Annotated in this window: 14 protein-coding genes; 4 read left to right on the top strand and 10 right to left on the bottom strand. The window is 62.5% G+C overall.

Annotated elements, in window-relative coordinates; translation table 11 throughout:
• Positions 1–55 precede the first annotated feature (55 nt).
• A complete protein-coding gene (gene leuS, locus OXH74_RS04640) occupies positions 56–2,677 on the bottom strand; it encodes a leucine--tRNA ligase (RefSeq protein ID WP_375740259.1) in 2,622 nt (873 codons plus the stop codon).
• A gap of 257 nt (positions 2,678–2,934) precedes the next feature.
• Between leuS and OXH74_RS04635 the strand changes: the two genes are divergently transcribed.
• Complete coding sequence (locus OXH74_RS04635) at positions 2,935–3,372, top strand: hypothetical protein (RefSeq protein WP_375740258.1); 438 nt, start codon at positions 2,935–2,937, stop codon at positions 3,370–3,372.
• A 24-nt stretch (positions 3,373–3,396) separates the two neighbouring features.
• Entirely contained in the window at positions 3,397–4,158 is a 762-nt protein-coding gene (locus OXH74_RS04630) for a YdcF family protein (protein ID WP_375740257.1), read from the top strand.
• Positions 4,159–4,207: 49 nt separating this feature from the next.
• Here OXH74_RS04630 and lnt read toward each other — a convergent pair whose 3' ends face one another.
• The 5 genes from lnt to miaB all read right to left on the bottom strand — a co-directional run bounded on the left by lnt (position 4,208) and on the right by miaB (position 9,674).
• A complete protein-coding gene (gene lnt, locus OXH74_RS04625) occupies positions 4,208–5,728 on the bottom strand; it encodes an apolipoprotein N-acyltransferase (protein WP_375740256.1) in 1,521 nt (506 codons plus the stop codon).
• A gap of 166 nt (positions 5,729–5,894) precedes the next feature.
• Positions 5,895–6,734: an HlyC/CorC family transporter gene (locus OXH74_RS04620; protein ID WP_215371057.1), complete on the bottom strand. Its 840-nt coding sequence runs from the start codon at positions 6,732–6,734 to the stop codon at positions 5,895–5,897.
• A gap of 21 nt (positions 6,735–6,755) precedes the next feature.
• A complete protein-coding gene (gene ybeY / locus OXH74_RS04615) occupies positions 6,756–7,235 on the bottom strand; it encodes an rRNA maturation RNase YbeY (protein WP_215371054.1) in 480 nt (159 codons plus the stop codon).
• Positions 7,228–8,247, bottom strand: coding sequence for a PhoH family protein (locus tag OXH74_RS04610; RefSeq protein WP_375741559.1), 1,020 nt, complete (start codon positions 8,245–8,247; stop codon positions 7,228–7,230). The genes ybeY and OXH74_RS04610 overlap by 8 nt, the downstream gene beginning before the upstream one ends.
• Positions 8,248–8,333: 86 nt before the next feature.
• Entirely contained in the window at positions 8,334–9,674 is a 1,341-nt protein-coding gene (gene miaB, locus OXH74_RS04605; protein ID WP_375740255.1) for a tRNA (N6-isopentenyl adenosine(37)-C2)-methylthiotransferase MiaB, read from the bottom strand.
• Positions 9,675–9,803: 129 nt separating this feature from the next.
• On the opposite strand from miaB, the gene OXH74_RS04600 reads away from it, so the two are divergent.
• Positions 9,804–10,127 carry a DUF1820 family protein gene (locus tag OXH74_RS04600; RefSeq protein ID WP_215371048.1) on the top strand — a complete coding sequence of 108 codons (324 nt, stop codon included), beginning with the start codon at positions 9,804–9,806 and terminating at the stop codon, positions 10,125–10,127.
• A gap of 36 nt (positions 10,128–10,163) precedes the next feature.
• Here OXH74_RS04600 and OXH74_RS04595 read toward each other — a convergent pair whose 3' ends face one another.
• The 4 genes from OXH74_RS04595 to OXH74_RS04580 form a co-directional block, all read right to left on the bottom strand.
• Complete coding sequence (locus tag OXH74_RS04595; protein ID WP_375740254.1) at positions 10,164–10,712, bottom strand: tetratricopeptide repeat protein; 549 nt, start codon at positions 10,710–10,712, stop codon at positions 10,164–10,166.
• A gap of 224 nt (positions 10,713–10,936) precedes the next feature.
• Complete coding sequence (hemL, locus tag OXH74_RS04590) at positions 10,937–12,226, bottom strand: glutamate-1-semialdehyde 2,1-aminomutase (RefSeq protein ID WP_375740253.1); 1,290 nt, start codon at positions 12,224–12,226, stop codon at positions 10,937–10,939.
• A 36-nt stretch (positions 12,227–12,262) separates the two neighbouring features.
• Entirely contained in the window at positions 12,263–12,892 is a 630-nt protein-coding gene (thiE, locus tag OXH74_RS04585) for a thiamine phosphate synthase (protein WP_375740252.1), read from the bottom strand.
• Positions 12,889–13,686, bottom strand: coding sequence for a hydroxymethylpyrimidine/phosphomethylpyrimidine kinase (locus OXH74_RS04580; protein ID WP_375740251.1), 798 nt, complete (start codon positions 13,684–13,686; stop codon positions 12,889–12,891). The genes thiE and OXH74_RS04580 overlap by 4 nt, the downstream gene beginning before the upstream one ends.
• 272 nt (positions 13,687–13,958) lie before the next feature.
• Here OXH74_RS04580 and OXH74_RS04575 point away from each other — a divergent pair, with 272 nt between their 5' ends.
• The gene (locus tag OXH74_RS04575; RefSeq protein ID WP_375740250.1) at positions 13,959–16,355 is read left to right on the top strand and encodes a 7TM diverse intracellular signaling domain-containing protein; all 2,397 of its coding nucleotides are present in this window, start codon (positions 13,959–13,961) and stop codon (positions 16,353–16,355) included.
• Positions 16,356–16,396: the final 41 nt, after the last annotated feature.

Genomic DNA, 16,396 nt, shown 5'->3' with positions numbered 1-16,396 from the left:
TTTCCCCTTGGCGAGCATTCCGGCGCCACCCCATCCAGGAGGACGCCGGCTTCGATCAGTTGGCGACTATGTTGACCAGTTTGCCGGGCACCACGATCACCTTGCGAATGGTCAGTCCCTCGGTGAAGCGCAGTACGTTCTCGTTCTCGCGTGCTGTGGCCTCGACGGCTTCGCGGTTGGCATCGGCCGGGACTTCGATATGACCACGCAGCTTGCCGTTGACCTGAACCACCAGTTGCAGGCTGTCCTGTACCAGGGCGGCTTCGTCGACGGCAGGCCAGGTGGCATCGATGACGGCGTCGGCATGGCCCAGTTCACGCCACAGTTCATGGCTGATGTGCGGGGTGATCGGGGCGAGCAGCAGGGCGACGGTTTCCAGTCCTTCCTGCAGCAGGGCGCGGTCTTCGGCGCTGGCCTGCGGTGCTTTTTCCAACACGTTCATCAGGGTCATCACTGCGGCGATGGCGGTGTTGAACTTGTGGTGCTGGCCAATATCCTGGCTGGCCTGCTTGATGGCCAGGTGGATCGCGCGGTGGACGGCCTTCTGGCCGTCGTCCAGGGCGCTGCGGTCCAGCTCACCTGGCAGACCGGCACTGACGTGGGCCTGGGCCAGTCGCCAGACCCGGCGCAGGAAGCGGCTCGCGCCTTCGACACCGGAGTCGGACCATTCCAGGCTCATGTCCGGCGGCGAGGCGAACATCATGAACAGGCGGCAGGTGTCGGCACCGTAGGCATCGATCATGGCTTGCGGGTCGACGCCGTTGTTCTTCGACTTGGACATCTTCTCGGTGCCGCCGATTTCCACCGGCAGGCCGTCGGTCTTCAAGCGTGCGCCAATCACTTTGGCCTTGGCATCGCGCTCAACCTCGACATCGGCTGGGTTGAACCAATCCTTGCCGCCGTTGGAGGCGGTGCGGTAGTAAGTCTCGGCGACTACCATCCCCTGGGTTAGCAGGTTCTTGAAGGGTTCGTCCGAGCTCACCAGTCCCTCGTCACGCATCAGCTTATGGAAGAAGCGCGCGTATAGCAGGTGCAGGATGGCGTGTTCGATGCCGCCGATGTACTGGTCGACCGGCAGCCAGTGATTGGCCGCCGCCGGGTCGACCATGCCCTGGTCGTAGTTCGGCGAGGCATAGCGGGCGAAGTACCAGGACGACTCGACGAAGGTGTCCATGGTGTCGGTTTCACGCTTGGCCGCGGTACCGCATTTCGGGCATTGGCATTCGTAGAACTCGGGCATCTTCGCCAGCGGGCTGCCGGCACCGTCCGGGACTACGTCTTCCGGCAGGATGACCGGCAGTTGGTCTTCCGGTACCGGTACGTCGCCGCAGCTCGGGCAGTGGATGATCGGGATCGGGCAACCCCAATAGCGCTGGCGGCTGATGCCCCAGTCACGCAGTCGGAACTGGGTACGGGCCTGGCCGAGGCCTTTCTTCTGCAGGGCCACTTCGATGGCATCAAAGGCGCCCTGGAAGTCCAGGCCGTCGAATTCGCCGGAGTTGATTAGCTGGCCGTACTCGCCATAGGCGTCCTGCCAGGGGGCCGGGGTTTCGTCGCCTGCGGCGGTGCGGATCACGGGTTTGATCGGCAGGTCGTATTTGTGGGCGAAGGCGAAGTCGCGCTCGTCATGGGCCGGTACGGCCATCACCGCACCTTCGCCGTAGTTCATCAGCACGTAGTTGGCGACCCATACCGGCAGCTTTTCACCAGTCAGCGGGTGTTCGACGAACAAGGGGGTGGGCAGGCCCTTCTTCTCCTGGGTGGCGATATCGGCTTCGGCTACGCCGCCGCGTTTGCATTCGTCGATGAATGCCTGCAGCTCGGCGGCCTTGTCAGCCGGCAGTTGCTGCACGGCCAGGGCCGCCAGCGGATGCTCAGCTGCGACCGCGACATAGGTGGCGCCCAGCAGGGTATCCGGACGGGTGGTGAAAACCTTCAGTGCGCCTGCCTGGCCGATGCTGCCCAGGTCATAGGGGAAGCTGACTTCCATGCCGCGGGATTTGCCGATCCAGTTGCGCTGCATGGTCTTGACCTGCTCGGGCCAGCCGTCCAGGTCGTCCAGGCTGCTCAAGAGCTCATCCGCGTAAGCGGTGATCTTGAAGTAGTACATCGGGATCTCGCGCTTCTCTACCAGCGCGCCGGAGCGCCAGCCGCGACCGTCGATGACCTGCTCATTGGCCAGTACGGTCTGGTCTGCCGGGTCCCAGTTGACGGTGCCGTTCTTACGGTAGATCACGCCTTTCTCGAACAGCTTGGTGAACAGCCATTGTTCCCAGCGGTAGTAGTCGGGCTTGCACGTGGTGACTTCGCGGGACCAGTCGATCGCCAGGCCCAGGCTTTTCAGCTGGGACTTCATGTAATCGATGTTCTCGTAGGTCCACTTGGCTGGCGCGACGTTGTTCTTCATCGCTGCGTTCTCAGCCGGCATGCCGAAAGCGTCCCAGCCCATTGGTTGCAGGACATTCTTGCCCTGCATGCGCTGGTAACGGGCGATTACGTCACCGATGGTGTAATTGCGCACGTGCCCCATGTGTAGCTTGCCGCTCGGGTAGGGGAACATCGACAGGCAGTAGAAGGTGTCCTTGCCGGGCTGTTCGCTTACTTCAAAGGATTTATGCGCATCCCAGTGGGCTTGCGCGGCGGCTTCGATTTCGCGGGGCTGATACTGTTCGTGCATGGCTCTGGCGCTAAGAGATGGAGTGTTCCCGGGAGTTGGGCCGACGGGGCGGTTGACGCCGCCTCCAGGCTTGCTCGGAAATGAAAAATTTAAGCGTCGTAGCATACATGACCCCCGTCTGCCGAGGGAAACCCTGATTGCACGCCGCGCTGGTCGGGCGACTGGCTGAGCCGTTTGTCGCAGGCGGTCGCCGGCCAGGAAGTGAACGCTAAGCTTTTTCTAAGCAAGGGAAGTATTTGCGTTATTCGAGGTGTTGGATGGCTGAGTTGCCGCGTAGTGAATCAGGGAAGGGGTTGTATGAACGACTGTTGCATCGCTTGGCGTTGGCGTTGGACGAGGCGGATACGGCAATTCGCCTGCGCGACGAGCAGCCGCACGAGTTGGAGCTCCGGGGGCTGACTCCTGCCGAACTGGAGTTGATTCAGGCCTATCTGGAGCGGGACCTGCACTGGCTGCGTGGCTGGCACGCGGCAGCGGCGGAGATTGCGCAGATCGAGGCGTTGCCAAGGCGTAATGCCAAGCTTGAGCGGGAAGGCTCCAAGCCGCTGATGGCGAAGGTCAGGGTTGCGCTCAAACATCGCCAGCAATTGTGCTGTGCCATGTGCGGTGCTCCGGCTACCTGGCAACGTGGCCAAGGCATTCCGGCCTGCCTGTCCTGTGGCTCCCAGCTTTTCCGGACATCCAATCCCCGCTAGGCTCCGGGCACTTGGGAGGTGCCCATGCCTATTCGTTACATCCTCAAACAACTGTGCCTGCCGCCCGGCGGTTTTCTGCTGCTGTTATTGTTGGCCTGGTGGTTGCGCCGGCGAATGCCGCGTGCCTCGTTGCTGTGTTTCGTGCTGGGTATTGGCGGGCTTTGGTTGATGAGCCTTCCAGTGGTTGTGGAATGGGCTGCCCAAGCGCTCGAGCATGAGGTGCCTCTGGATGAAAGGCAGTGGCCGGAGCTCCGTAAGCGTGTGGATGCCATTGTGGTGCTCGGGGCCGGTCGCGAGCGGGGCGATCCTGCATGGGGCGGCGATCAACCGTCCATGACAGCAATGGAGCGGCTGCGTTATGCGGCGCGCCTGGCGCGGGTAAGCGGCTTGCCCTTATTGACCAGTGGTGGGCTGCATTTTGGTGAGCCGCCAAGTGAGGCGCAGATTATGGCCGAGGTTCTGAAGCGGGACTATGGCCTCGAGGTGCGTTGGCAGGAAAGCGAAAGCCGCACGACTTGGGAGAATGCTGGGATGTCAGCACGAATCCTGTTTCCGCAGGGGGTTCGGAGAGTGGTGTTGGTGACCCAGGCAGCGCATATGCCCAGGGCGCGGTGGAGTTTCGAGCGTGCCGGATTTGAGGTGGTGGCAGCGCCCGTGGGCTATCTGGGGGTACCTAACGGCAGGCCTTTGGGTGGCTGGCTGCCAGAGAGCAAGGCAGTCTGGCAGAGTGGTCAATTGCTTAACGAGGCGATTGGCTTGATCGCCTATCCGCTGGCCTATGAATGAGCTGGGCGATGTTTCCTTGTGGGGGTGACAAGGAAACACATGTGCTGATTCAGACCGTCTTGGCGATGCGACTGGCCAGCAGGGCCCATGCGAACAGCAGGCTGCAGAGGATGACCAACGGCCATGCCCGCCATTGCAGGTAAGGTGTAAGGCCCTGCATGGGTAGCACTTCGCCATAGAGCACGCCTTGCTGGAACTGCGGGATACCTTCGGTGATCTTGCCAAACGGGTCGATGAGCACGGTGACGCCATTGTTGGTGGCTCGGATCATCCAACGGCCGGCTTCCAGTGCACGCATCTGGGCCATCTGCAGGTGCTGCAGGGGGCCGATGGAGGTGCCGAACCAGGTGTCGTTGCTTACGGTCAGGAGGATGTCGCTGTTGGCGGCGAGGTTTGCGGCGAATTCCGGGTACACCACTTCGTAGCAGATGTATGGGGCGATCCGGTAGCCCTTGGCCATCAAGGGCGGCTGGTTGGAGTCGCCCCGCGCGAAATCGGACATTGGCAGGTCGAAGAAGGCGATCAGACCACGCAGCACTTCCTGGAGTGGTACGTACTCGCCGAACGGTACGAGCTTCTGCTTCAGGTACGTCCCTTCACCCTGGCCTATCACGGTAATGCCGTTGTAGTAGCGCTTTTCACCCTGCGCATTGTTTTGCCGGATCGGTACGCCGGTGATCAGGGCGGCTTGGCGATCATTGGCGAAGCGGCTCATGACGCCGAGGTAGCCGTCGACGAACTCCTTGAGCACCGGGACTGCCGTTTCCGGCCAGACGATCAGGTCGGCCTTGGCGGCGCTGAAGGTCATGTCGCGGTAAAGGGCCAGCTGGGCATTGAGCTGTTCTGGGTCCCATTTGAGGTTCTGTTCGACGTTGCCTTGCATGGCTGCGACCTTGAGCGGTGCACCGATAGGCTGCGTCCAGGCGTGTCCTTTCAGTGTCAGGCCAATAGCCCAGGGGCCGATCAGCAGGGCGACACCCGCAGCCAGGAAGGCTGGACGGCTACGCAGCCGTGCCAGGTTCACCAGCAGGGCGGCGCTCAGCGCCAGGCTGAATGAGACCAACCAGACACCGCCGATTGGGGCCAGGCCGGCGAGTGGGCCATTCAGTTGGCTATAGCCGGAATATAGCCAGGGGAAGCCGGTGAGGAACCAGCCGCGGAACGCCTCCTGGGCCAGCCACAGTGCGGCAAAAGCCAGTGTGTCGGCCAGTGCTGCTTCGCTACGACGCAGCCAGCGTGCCCAGAGCAGGGCGGGCAGGGCAAAGAACAGGGCGACGCCCGCGCAGAAGCCGATGGTCAGGAATGTGGCCAGTGGTACCGATGCGGCACCGTAGTCGTGGATGCTGACGTAAATCCAGCTGGTGCCGGCAAGGAACAGGCCGAAGCCGTAGCACCAGCCACGCCAGAAGGCAGCCTTGGGCGCCAGGTCGCGCAGGCCGAGGTAGAACAGGGCCAGAGAGAGTATTGCCAGCGGCCAGATATCGAAGGGGGCGAACGCCAGGGGCGTCAGCGCGCCGGCGGCCAGGGCCAGGAGGTTACCGGGCCAGCCGGGGCGAGTGATCCAGTTCATGCTCGTTCCTTGGGCGGATAGGGAGCTGGTATAGCGTGGCAGTTGGGCGATTGGTGCGCGGCCCGGGCTGCGATTATCCACAGCTGACCCTTTGCAGGGGAGGGGCGTGGGGTTGCTTGTTACCTTTCGCGTCGCCAGGTACGCGAAAGGTCAGGGCAACAAGTGATCACCGGGCCAGGGGGGACATGCGCAGCAGGTGGATGCGACGGCTGTCGGCGTTCAGTACGCGAAAGCGGAAGTCACCGATCTGTGTGGTTTCGTTGCGCTTGGGCAGGTGGCCGAAGGCCCCCATGACCAGGCCGCCCACAGTGTCGAACTCGTCTTCAGAGAATGCGGTCTCGAAGAATTCGTTGAAGGCATCCACTGGGGTCAGTGCCTTGACGATGAAGTCGCCGCTGGGCAATGGCTTGATGTAGCTGTCTTCCTCGACGTCGTGTTCGTCTTCAATATCGCCAACGATCTGCTCGAGCACGTCTTCAATGGTCACCAGGCCGGCAACGCCGCCGTACTCGTCGATGACGATGGCCATATGGTTGTGGTTCGCGCGAAATTCGCGCAGCAGCACATTGAGGCGCTTGGACTCGGGTACGAAAGTGGCCGGGCGCAGTAGTTCCTTGATGTTGAAGGCGTGGTTGGCGTCATGGAGGATCAGCGGCAGCAGGTCCTTGGCCAGCAGGATGCCCATGACGTCGTCGAGGCTTTCGCCGACCACCGGGTAGCGGGAGTGCGCGGCGTCGATGATGGCGGGGAGGAAGTCGCGCGGCGTCTGGTTGGCCTTGATGCTGATCATCTGTGAACGCGGCACCATGATGTCGCGAACTTGCAGGTCAGCAACCTGAATGGCCCCTTCGACGATCGACAGCGCCTCGCTGTCGAGCAGTTTGTTCTGGTGGGCTTCGCGCAGCAGCTCAAGCAGCTCCTGGCGATTCTTCGGCTCATGGGCAAAGGCCTGGGTCAGCTTTTCCAGCCAGGACCTGTGCCCGTTGCTTGATCGATCTTCGCTCATATGTCCTTTGCTCGGTACTTCTTATTGGTCTTCGTCATCGCGGTAAGGGTCGGGGTGGCCAAGTTCTGCCAGCAATTCCCGTTCCAGTGCTTCCATTTCTTCGGCTTCCGCGTCCTCGATGTGGTCGTAGCCAAGCAGGTGCAGACAGCCGTGGATCACCAGGTGCGCCCAGTGAGCTTCCGGCGCCTTGCCTTGTTCAGAGGCTTCGCGAGCCACGACAGGCGCGCAGATCACAAGGTCTCCCAGCAGCGGGATATCCAGCAGCGGTTCGCCGCCCGGCCCTTCGGGGACCTCGGCGGGGAAGGATAGGACGTTGGTTGCGTAATCTTTGTGCCGCCAGGTGCGATTCAGCTCGCGCCCCTCGGGTTCGTCGACCAGGCGAATGGTAAGTTCGGAGTCGGCGCTGCGCTGGCGCAATGCCAATTCGCACCAGCGACGAAAGTCCGCCTCGCTCGGCAGGCCCTGGGCCTCGCTGGCAAGTTGCAGGTCAAGTTCAAGCATCGTTGTCGATCGCGCCTGGGTCGTTATCAGCCGGCTTGGCCTTGGCGGCCAGCTGGCGGTTGTCGAAGCGGTCGTAGGCTTCCACGATGCGCTGCACCAGTGGGTGGCGCACGACGTCATGCGACTTGAAGTGGGTGAAACTGATGCCCGGCACATCGCGCAGCACATCGATCACATGAGTGAGGCCTGAGCGAGTGCCGCGCGGCAGGTCGATCTGGGTGATGTCGCCAGTGATGACAGCAGTGGAGCCGAAACCTATGCGGGTCAGGAACATCTTCATCTGCTCGAGGGTGGTGTTCTGACTTTCGTCGAGAATGATGAAGCTGTTGTTAAGGGTGCGACCGCGCATGTAGGCCAGCGGGGCGACTTCGATGACCTGCTTTTCGATCAGCTTCGCCACCTGCTCGAAGCCGAGCATCTCGTATAGTGCATCGTAGAGCGGACGCAGGTAGGGATCGATCTTCTGCGACAGGTCGCCGGGGAGGAAGCCCAGCTTCTCGCCAGCCTCGACCGCTGGGCGTACCAGAAGGATGCGGCGGACTTGCTCGCGCTCCAGGGCGTCGACGGCGCAGGCGACGGCCAGGTAGGTCTTGCCGGTACCCGCCGGGCCGATGCCGAAGTTGATGTCGTGGTCGAGGATCGACTTCACATAGCCCAGCTGGTTGGCGCCGCGTGGGCGGATGTTGCCCTTGCGGGTGCGCAGGGTGATGCTCTCAGTCTTCGGATTGGCGACCTCGTCCATGCCCGTCTCGCGCAGGAATAGGTGTACCAGATCGGGCGACAGTTCGATGGCTTCGGTTTCACGGTAGAGGCGGCGCAGCAGGTTTTCCGTGGCGCGCGCATGTTGTGCATCGCCGACCAGTTCGAACTGGTTTCCACGGTTGCGGATTTCGATGTTCATGCGCTGCTCGATCAGGCGCAGGTGCTCATCGAACTGCCCGCAAAGGTTGGCGAAGCGGCGGGCTTCAAAGGGTTCCAAGGTAAAGCGATGCAGATCCAGGGTGGCGTTCAATGTCGTGTGTTCGCCCTTGGGCGTCAGGAAGGATGAAGACAAGAATACCCCTAGGGGCCCAACTGTAAAAGCTTGGGCCCTGGAGATCAGTGCGGATTTTCGTCGAGCAGGCTGCCGCGCAGGGAGTGCGGCAGTGCGTCGTCGATACGCACGTCGACGAACTGGCCGATCAGGCGCGGGTTGGCGCTGCGGAAGTTGACGATGCGGTTGTTCTCGGTGCGGCCCTGGAGCATGCCCGGGTCCTTCTTGGAGAAGTCGCTGACGAGGATACGCTGGATGCTGCCGACCATTCGTCGGCTGATTTCGAAGCCTTGCTGGTGGATGCGGGTCTGGAGGATCTGCAGGCGCTGCTTCTTCACTTCTTCCGGCGTGTCGTCGGGCAGGTCGGCGGCCGGGGTGCCGGGACGCGAGCTGTAGACGAAGGAGAAGGAGAAGTCGAAGCCGACGTCTTCCACCAGTTTCATCGTCTGCTCGAAGTCTTTGTCAGTCTCGCCGGGGAAGCCAACGATGAAGTCGGAGCTGACGCAGATATCAGGCACCGCCGCTTTCAGCTTACGGATACGCGACTTGTACTCCAGCGCGGTGTGGTTGCGCTTCATTGCGGCCAGAATGCGGTCAGAGCCCGCCTGCACCGGCAGGTGGACGAACTTGACCAGCTCCGGCACTTCGGCGTGGGCCTGGATCAGTGCGTCGGAGAACTCCAGCGGGTGCGACGTCGTGTAGCGGATGCGTTCGATGCCGTCGACTGCAGCCACCACGCGGATCAGTTCAGCGAAGTCGGCGATTCGGCCGTCATGGGTCTGGCCGCGATAACCGTTGACGTTCTGCCCCAGCAGGGTTACCTCGCGCACGCCGTTCTCGGCCAGGTGGATGACTTCGGCGATCACGTCGTCGAAGGGGCGGCTGACTTCTTCGCCGCGGGTGTAGGGCACCACGCAGAAGGTACAGTACTTGCTGCAGCCTTCCATCACCGAGACGAAGGCGCTGGGGCCGTCAACGCGAGGTTCGGGCAGGCGGTCGAATTTCTCGATCTCGGGGAAGGAAATGTCCACCTGCGGCGTGCGGGTGTTGCGTGCGGCGTCGATCATTTCCGGAAGACGGTGCAGGGTTTGCGGGCCGAATACCACGTCGACGTAAGGCGCCCGATCGCGAATGGCAGCGCCTTCCTGGCTGGCCACGCATCCACCCACGCCGATGACCAGCTGTGGGTTCTGCTGTTTCAGCTCACGCCAGCGGCCCAGCTGCGAGAATACCTTTTCCTGCGCTTTTTCGCGGATCGAGCAGGTATTGAGCAGAATCACGTCGGCTTCTTCAGGGCGTTCGGTTACTTCCAGCGCCTGGTGCTCGCCGAGCAGGTCGACCATGCGGGACGAGTCGTACTCGTTCATCTGGCAGCCGTGGGTTTCGATATAGAGCTTCTTGGCCATGCACTTTCGTCGGGTGGTTCGAAGAACCGCGCATTATAGTCGGCCCGCCGGGCTGTTCCTAGCGCTGCTTGTCCAGTGGCTGTGCTATGATTCGCGCCCCCGATTGTCTGTTGCTGTCAACGCCTACCCATGAGCAAGTCCGATCCGATCTACAAGGTGATCTTCCTGAACCAGGGCCAGGTGTACGAGATGTACGCCAAGCAGATCTACCAGAGCGATCTGTGGGGGTTCCTGGAGGTGGAGGAGTTTGTCTTTGGCGAGCGCACCCAGGTGGTAGTCGACCCTAGCGAAGAAAAGCTCAAAGCGCAGTTCGAGGGAGTAATTCGCAGCTTCCTGCCGATGCATTCCATCATTCGGATCGACGAAGTCGAGCGTCTCGGTACGCCGAAGATCAGCGAGGCGAAAGGCGGCAGCAATGTCATGCCCTTCCCTATGCCGATGCCGGAGAAGTAACGCCCTCCGACGGTCAGGCGGAGGTGCTTTGCTGATTCAGGGGAGTGGTGCGAACGGCGAACCACCGTCAGAGGCCTGCAGTTCCAGCAGATAGTTGCGGAAAATCTGTCCAAGCACCTGAGTCGCGATTTCCAGTTCCTCTGTCCCCATCTGCGCGGCCACCAGGTCGGCGGCGTCCATCGCTTCGTCCGACCCGTTCACTGAAGCCATTTTCAGCACGATATAGGCCTGAACATTGTTGGCGGGCACGCCTTCGCCCCGGAAGAACATGCTGCCCAGGCGCAATTGGGCTTGGGCATGACCTTGCAGAGAAGCTTGCTCGAACCACTGGAGGGACTTGGCCAGGTCGCGCGGTGCGCGCTTGCCATCATAGTAGAACTCACCGAGTTCGAACTGTGCCTCTGCATCGCCCCCGCGGGCTGCCTGTTGGCAGGCTGTAAGGGCTTCCGAGAGGTTTTCCGGCAGGCTGTTCAGATTGCAGCGTCCGGTGGCGGGGATCAGCAGGGAGTTGCCGCCGGCGAACGCCGACAGGGGCAGGAGTGGCAACAGGCAGCCCAAGATCAGGGCGCGGCCGGTGCGGTTCATGGAAGTCACAATGCCTCGGAAGCAGTGCGGGCTAATGGCCCGACCGGCGAAACGCGCCGGCCGTCACATTATGAAATAAGGCACGGTGATCTTACAAAGCCTTTACATGCATCACGTCTGGAACTTGTCGCTTGAAATGCACAAACGACCAGGCCAGCAGTCCCAGGTGTCGCGCCGCGCGGGCCCGGGAGAGGCACCACCGGTCAGGGTGGTGCTGTATCGCATCAACCTTGCTTCAACTTCGCGAAGGCACGTTCGGCGGCGTCCAGGGTGATTGCCAGCTCGGTATCGCCGTGGGCGATGGAGGTGAAGCCGGCTTCATAGGCGCTCGGCGCCAGGTAGACGCCACCTTCCAGCATCAGGTGGAAGAAGCGCTTGAAGCGTTCGGCATCGCTGGCCATCACATCCTGGAAGGTGACGATATCATCGGCGCCGCTGAAGTAGAGGCCGAACATGCCGCCCGCCTGGGTGGTGACGAAGGGGATGCCGGCGGCATCGGCGCGCTGCTGCAGGCCGTCGAGCATACGGGTGGTGTAGTCGGTCAGCTCGGCATGGAAGCCGGGGCGGCTGATCAGCTTCAGGGTGGTCAGGCCGGCGGCCATGGCCAGCGGGTTGCCCGACAGGGTGCCGGCCTGGTAGACCGGGCCCAGCGGGGCGATGCACGACATGATTTCGCGCTTGCCGCCGAAGCAGCCAACCGGCATGCCGCCACCGATGATCTTGCCGAAGGTGGAGAGGTCCGGGGTGATGCTGTAATGGGCTTGAGCACCGCCGAGGGCGACGCGGAAACCGGTCATCACTTCGTCGAAAATCAGCACCACGCCATGCTGATCGCAAAGACGACGCAGGCCTTCCAGGAAGCCCGGTGCCGGTGGGACGCAATTCATGTTGCCGGCAACCGGTTCGACGATGATGCAGGCCACGTCGTGCCCGACTTCACCGAGCATTTTCTCGACTGCGTCGATGTCGTTGAACGGCAGGGTCAGGGTGTGCTTGGCAAAGGCGGCCGGTACGCCAGCGGAGCTCGGAACGCCCTGGGTGAGCGCGCCGGAACCGGCTTTCACCAGTAGGCTGTCGGAGTGGCCGTGGTAGCAGCCCTCGAACTTGATGATGCTGTCTCGGCCGGTGAAACCACGGGCCAGGCGGATGGCGCTCATGGTGGCTTCGGTGCCGGAGCTGACCATGCGCACCATTTCCATGGAGGGCACCAGGGAGCAGACCAGGTCGGCCATTTCCACTTCCAGAGCAGTCGGCGCGCCGTAGGAGAGGCCGTGTTCCAGTTGCTTGCGTACTGCATCGAGGACGTCCGGGTGGCTGTGGCCGAGGATCATCGGACCCCAGGAACCGACGTAGTCGACATAGCGCTTGTCATCCTCGTCCGTCACGTAGGCGCCAACTGCGTGCTTGAAGAACAGCGGCGTGCCGCCGACGCTCTTGAAGGCGCGGACCGGCGAGTTTACGCCGCCGGGGATATGTTTCTGGGCGTTGGCGAACAGGGTTTCGGAACGGGACATGGCAGGGCTCTCTATCTGAAACTGAGAAACGAAAAGTCAGGCGGCGTCGAACAGGGCGCTGAAGGCGCGGGCGCGTTGTTCGACCTCCGCAGGGGCGGTGGCGCCGAACAGGGCGTGGATTACAGCAACCATGCTGGCGCCGTGGGCGATCAGTTCGGGGGCGTTGTCGAGGGTCACTCCGCCGATGGCGACGATCGGCTGGTGGAAACGCAGCCTGGCGGCTTCTAGCAGGTCGAGCGTAGCGGCTGGCGCCCCCGGTTTTGTGAGTGAATTGAAGAAGCGGCCGAAGGCGATATAGCTGGCGCCTTCGCGAACGGCATCGGTGGCAAGCTCGAGGCTGGCATGGCAGGTTCCGCCGATGATCGCTTCGCGTCCAAGCAGGGCCCGGGCTGCGGCGAGAGAGCCGTCGCTCTGGCCCAGGTGCAGACCCACCCCCAGGCGCGCGGCGAGTTCGGCATCGTCATTGATGATCAGCGCAGCGCCATAGCGCGTGCAGAGTTCATTCAAGGCTTCTGCCTCACGCAGGCGACGGGCCTCATCGTTGGATTTGTCGCGATACTGCAGCAGGCGTGCGCCTCCGTTCAGGGCTGCTTCGACGTACGGCAGCAACCTGCCGCCAGCAAGCAGTTGGCTATCGGTGATGGCATAGAGGCCGCGTAGTTTCATGAGCAGAAGTCCAGCGGGAGGCGGCGCGGCACGTACTGGCCGTGGCCGGGTTGTTCGGCATCGCGCAGGGTGCGCCAAGTGTAATCCAGGGCGGAGCGAACGGCGCTGGGCAGGTCTTCGCCCAAGGCTAGGCGACCGGCGAGGGTGCTGGCCAGGGTGCAGCCGGAGCCGTGATAGCTGCCGGGGAGGCGCTGGCAGGTGAAGCTGTGGCGGCTGCCGTCCCTCGAGTAGAGGCGGTTATGCACTTCGTCCTCATCACCATGCCCGCCGGTGATCAGCAGGTTGCGGCAAAAGGGTAAGAGCTTTTCCGCGCACTGGTCGGCGGTGCCGTTGGGAAGTTCGGCGAGAATCTGCGCTTCCGGTAGGTTGGGGGTGGCGATGGTTGCCACCGGCAGCAGGCGCTCGCGGATCGCGTAGCCCACTTCGTCCTTGCCCAGTGCACCGCCGCCGCCTGCACGCAGCACCGGGTCGCAGACCAGCGGTACGCCAGGCAGCGATTGCATGATCTCGAGGACGGTCTCGACCATCTCCACCGAGCCAAGCATGCCCAGCTTGACGGCAGCGATCGGCAGATCGGCGATCACGGCCCGGGCCTGGGCAAGCACCCAGTCACGGTCCAGCACGCGAAAGTCCGAGACATTGACGGTGTCCTGCACGGTCAGGGCGGTCACCGTCGGGGCGGCGTGACAGCCTTGCGCGATCAGGGCTTCGATATCTGCCTGGAGGCCGGCACCCCCACTGGGATCGTGACCGGAAAGGCAGAGGACAACGGGGCGGGAATTGGACGTTTTCATGGTCGGCGAGCTTACCATTAATCCGTGGCCGGAGAACTGCTCAGCGACCCTTGCTGATGGCAGCGCCATGCCACCTGTCGGACCCTTGGGCAGACTCATGTTTTGGCTGAAAATCCCTGAATAGAGCGGTTTCTGATGATGGCAATATGCGCATCACGGCTGTGCCTGGCTGTGCTAGAGTGGCTGCATTTCGATCAATCTGACTCGGGCAGGTGCGTCATTTCGGGAGGGGCTACTCCGCGACGCGGGCCATTGGGTCACTGTGGGGCTCCATGCGGATCGTCCTCTTCGCTTTTATTTGCCTGATCACGAGCCTGGCCCGCGCGGTCGAGTTCGATGAGCAGACGCGTTACCTGCCTCTGGGGCAGCACATGGATGTGTTCGAGGACGTACGCGGTGACGCCGGCATCGACGACATTTCGTCGCCGGCCCTGGAAAGCAGCTTCCGCCGACACGACAAACCCGTACTCAATGCCGGCTATTCGCGCTCCGTCTTCTGGCTGCGCATCGACCTGGCCTACCGCCCACTTACCCAAGGTGGCCAGCAGACCTGGTTGCTGGAACTGGCCTATCCCCCGCTGGACAACCTGGATCTCTACCTGCCTGACGGCCAGGGCGGTTTCAAGCTTGCCCAGCGGACCGGTGATGCCTTGCCCTTCTCGAGTCGGCAGATCCGGCAGAACAACTACCTGTTCAGCCTGAGCCTCCAGCCCAATGACGTCCAGCGGGTGTACCTGCGTCTGCAGAGCCAGGGCTCGATCCAGGCACCGCTGGCGATCTGGTCGCCCAAGGCCTACCTGGAGGAGCAACCCGGACGCATCTACGTACTGGGAATCATCTACGGCGTGCTGCTGGTGATGATGATCTACAACCTGTTCATCTACCTCAGCGTCCGCGATACCAGCTACCTCTACTACATCCTCTACATTGCCTCCTTCGGCTTCTACCAGGTCTCGGTGAATGGCGCCGGGATCGAGTACTTCTGGCCCGACAATCCCTGGTGGGCAAACGCAGCGACGCCTTTCCTGATCGGTTCCGCAGTGCTTTTCGGCTGCCAGTTCGCCCGTAGCTTCCTGCATACCTCCGACCACAGTCCCTGGATGGATCGCAGCCTGCTCGGCCTCATGCTGCTCGGCGCGCTGGCCATGCTGCTGTCCCTGACCGCCAGTTACGCCTTGGCCCTGCGCCTGGCCACCTCGCTCGCGCTGATCTTCACCGTGGTGATCTTCAGTGCCGGTGTCCTTGCCTGGCTGCGAGGCATGCGCGTGGCGCGCTATTTCATCATCGCCTGGAGCGCCTTCCTGCTGGGTGGGGCGATCAACACGTTGATGGTCCTGGGCTACCTGCCCAATGTCTTCATCACTATGTACGCGAGTCAAATCGGTTCTGCACTCGAAGTGGGTCTGCTCTCCCTGGCGCTGGCCGACCGCATCAACGCCATGAAGGAGGAGCGCACGCGCATCCTCCAGGAGGCAGGGCGCAAACTCGAGGCGCTCAACCAGGAACTGGCAAACAGCAACCGCCTGAAGGACGAGTTCCTCGCAACGGTCACCCATGAACTGCGAACGCCGATGAACGGGGTGATTGGTTCCCTGGAACTGATGCAGACCGTCGATCTCGACCCGGAGCTGGAGCAGTACCAGCGCACTGCCGCAGGTTCGGCGCGCGACATGATGCGCCTGGTCAACGACATCCTCGCGATGACTGAGCTGCAGGCCGGCAAGCTCTATCCCAAGCGCGAACCGTTCAGCCTGCGCGGCCTGGCCGAAGGGTTGTATGTCCAGTACGCGCCCCGCGCCGAAGAGAAGGGACTGGCCTTCGTCCTCGACCTGGACGAGAGCTTGCCCGACACGCTGGAGGGGGATACCGGCAAACTCAGCCAGGCACTGGGCTACCTGCTGGATAACGCGATCAAGTTCACCCGTTCCGGGAGTGTAACGCTCCGTATCGGCGGCCCTGCCGCGGAAGGCGGTAGCCAGACCCTGCGAATCGAAGTGCAGGATACCGGCGTCGGCTTCACCACCCCACCCAATGGTCTGCTTTACCACCACTTCTTCCAGTTGGACAGTTCCATGACCCGCGCATACGGCGGTCTGGGCATCGGCTTGGCGCTCAGTCGGCAGCTGGTGGAGCTGCTCGGCGGCACACTCGATCACGAGTCGCAGCCCGGTTGGGGGAGTCGTTTCTTCGTCGGGCTGACCTTGGCGATGCCGGCTCAGTTGCGCGGTCCTTTGGCGCGTCGTAGTGGCGGGCAGGCGTTGCTCAGGCCTGAGGACTGCACCGTTCTGGTGGTGGAAGACAATGCCATCAACCAGCTGGTGACCCGCGGCATGCTGCTCAAGCTCGGCTACAAGGTGCGCACAGCCGACAACGGCGCCGAAGCCCTCGAGCTGCTGCGCCACGAACAGATCGATGCCATGCTGCTGGATTGCCAGATGCCGGTGATGGATGGGTTCGCTACATGCCGAGCATTACGTGCCTTGCCCGGCGGCGCCGATATGCCTGTGCTGGCGATTACCGCCCATAGTCATAGCGGCGACCGCGAGCGCTGCCTGGCGGCCGGGATGAGCGACTACCTGGCCAAGCCGGTGAAGTTCGAGGAACTGCGCTCACTGCTTCACGATTGGCTACTCTGCAAGCCGGAGTCCAGCCTGAAGACGCTGATCTGACCCGGCGCGATCGCCGTTGATGGCGGCGTTTTTCCCTCTTT

The sequence above is a fragment of the Metapseudomonas boanensis genome (assembly GCF_042232855.1).
GTDB lineage: Bacteria > Pseudomonadota > Gammaproteobacteria > Pseudomonadales > Pseudomonadaceae > Metapseudomonas > Metapseudomonas boanensis.
The sequence above is the reverse complement of the archived record's forward strand: the minus strand, read 5'-3'. Positions and strand labels throughout refer to the sequence as shown.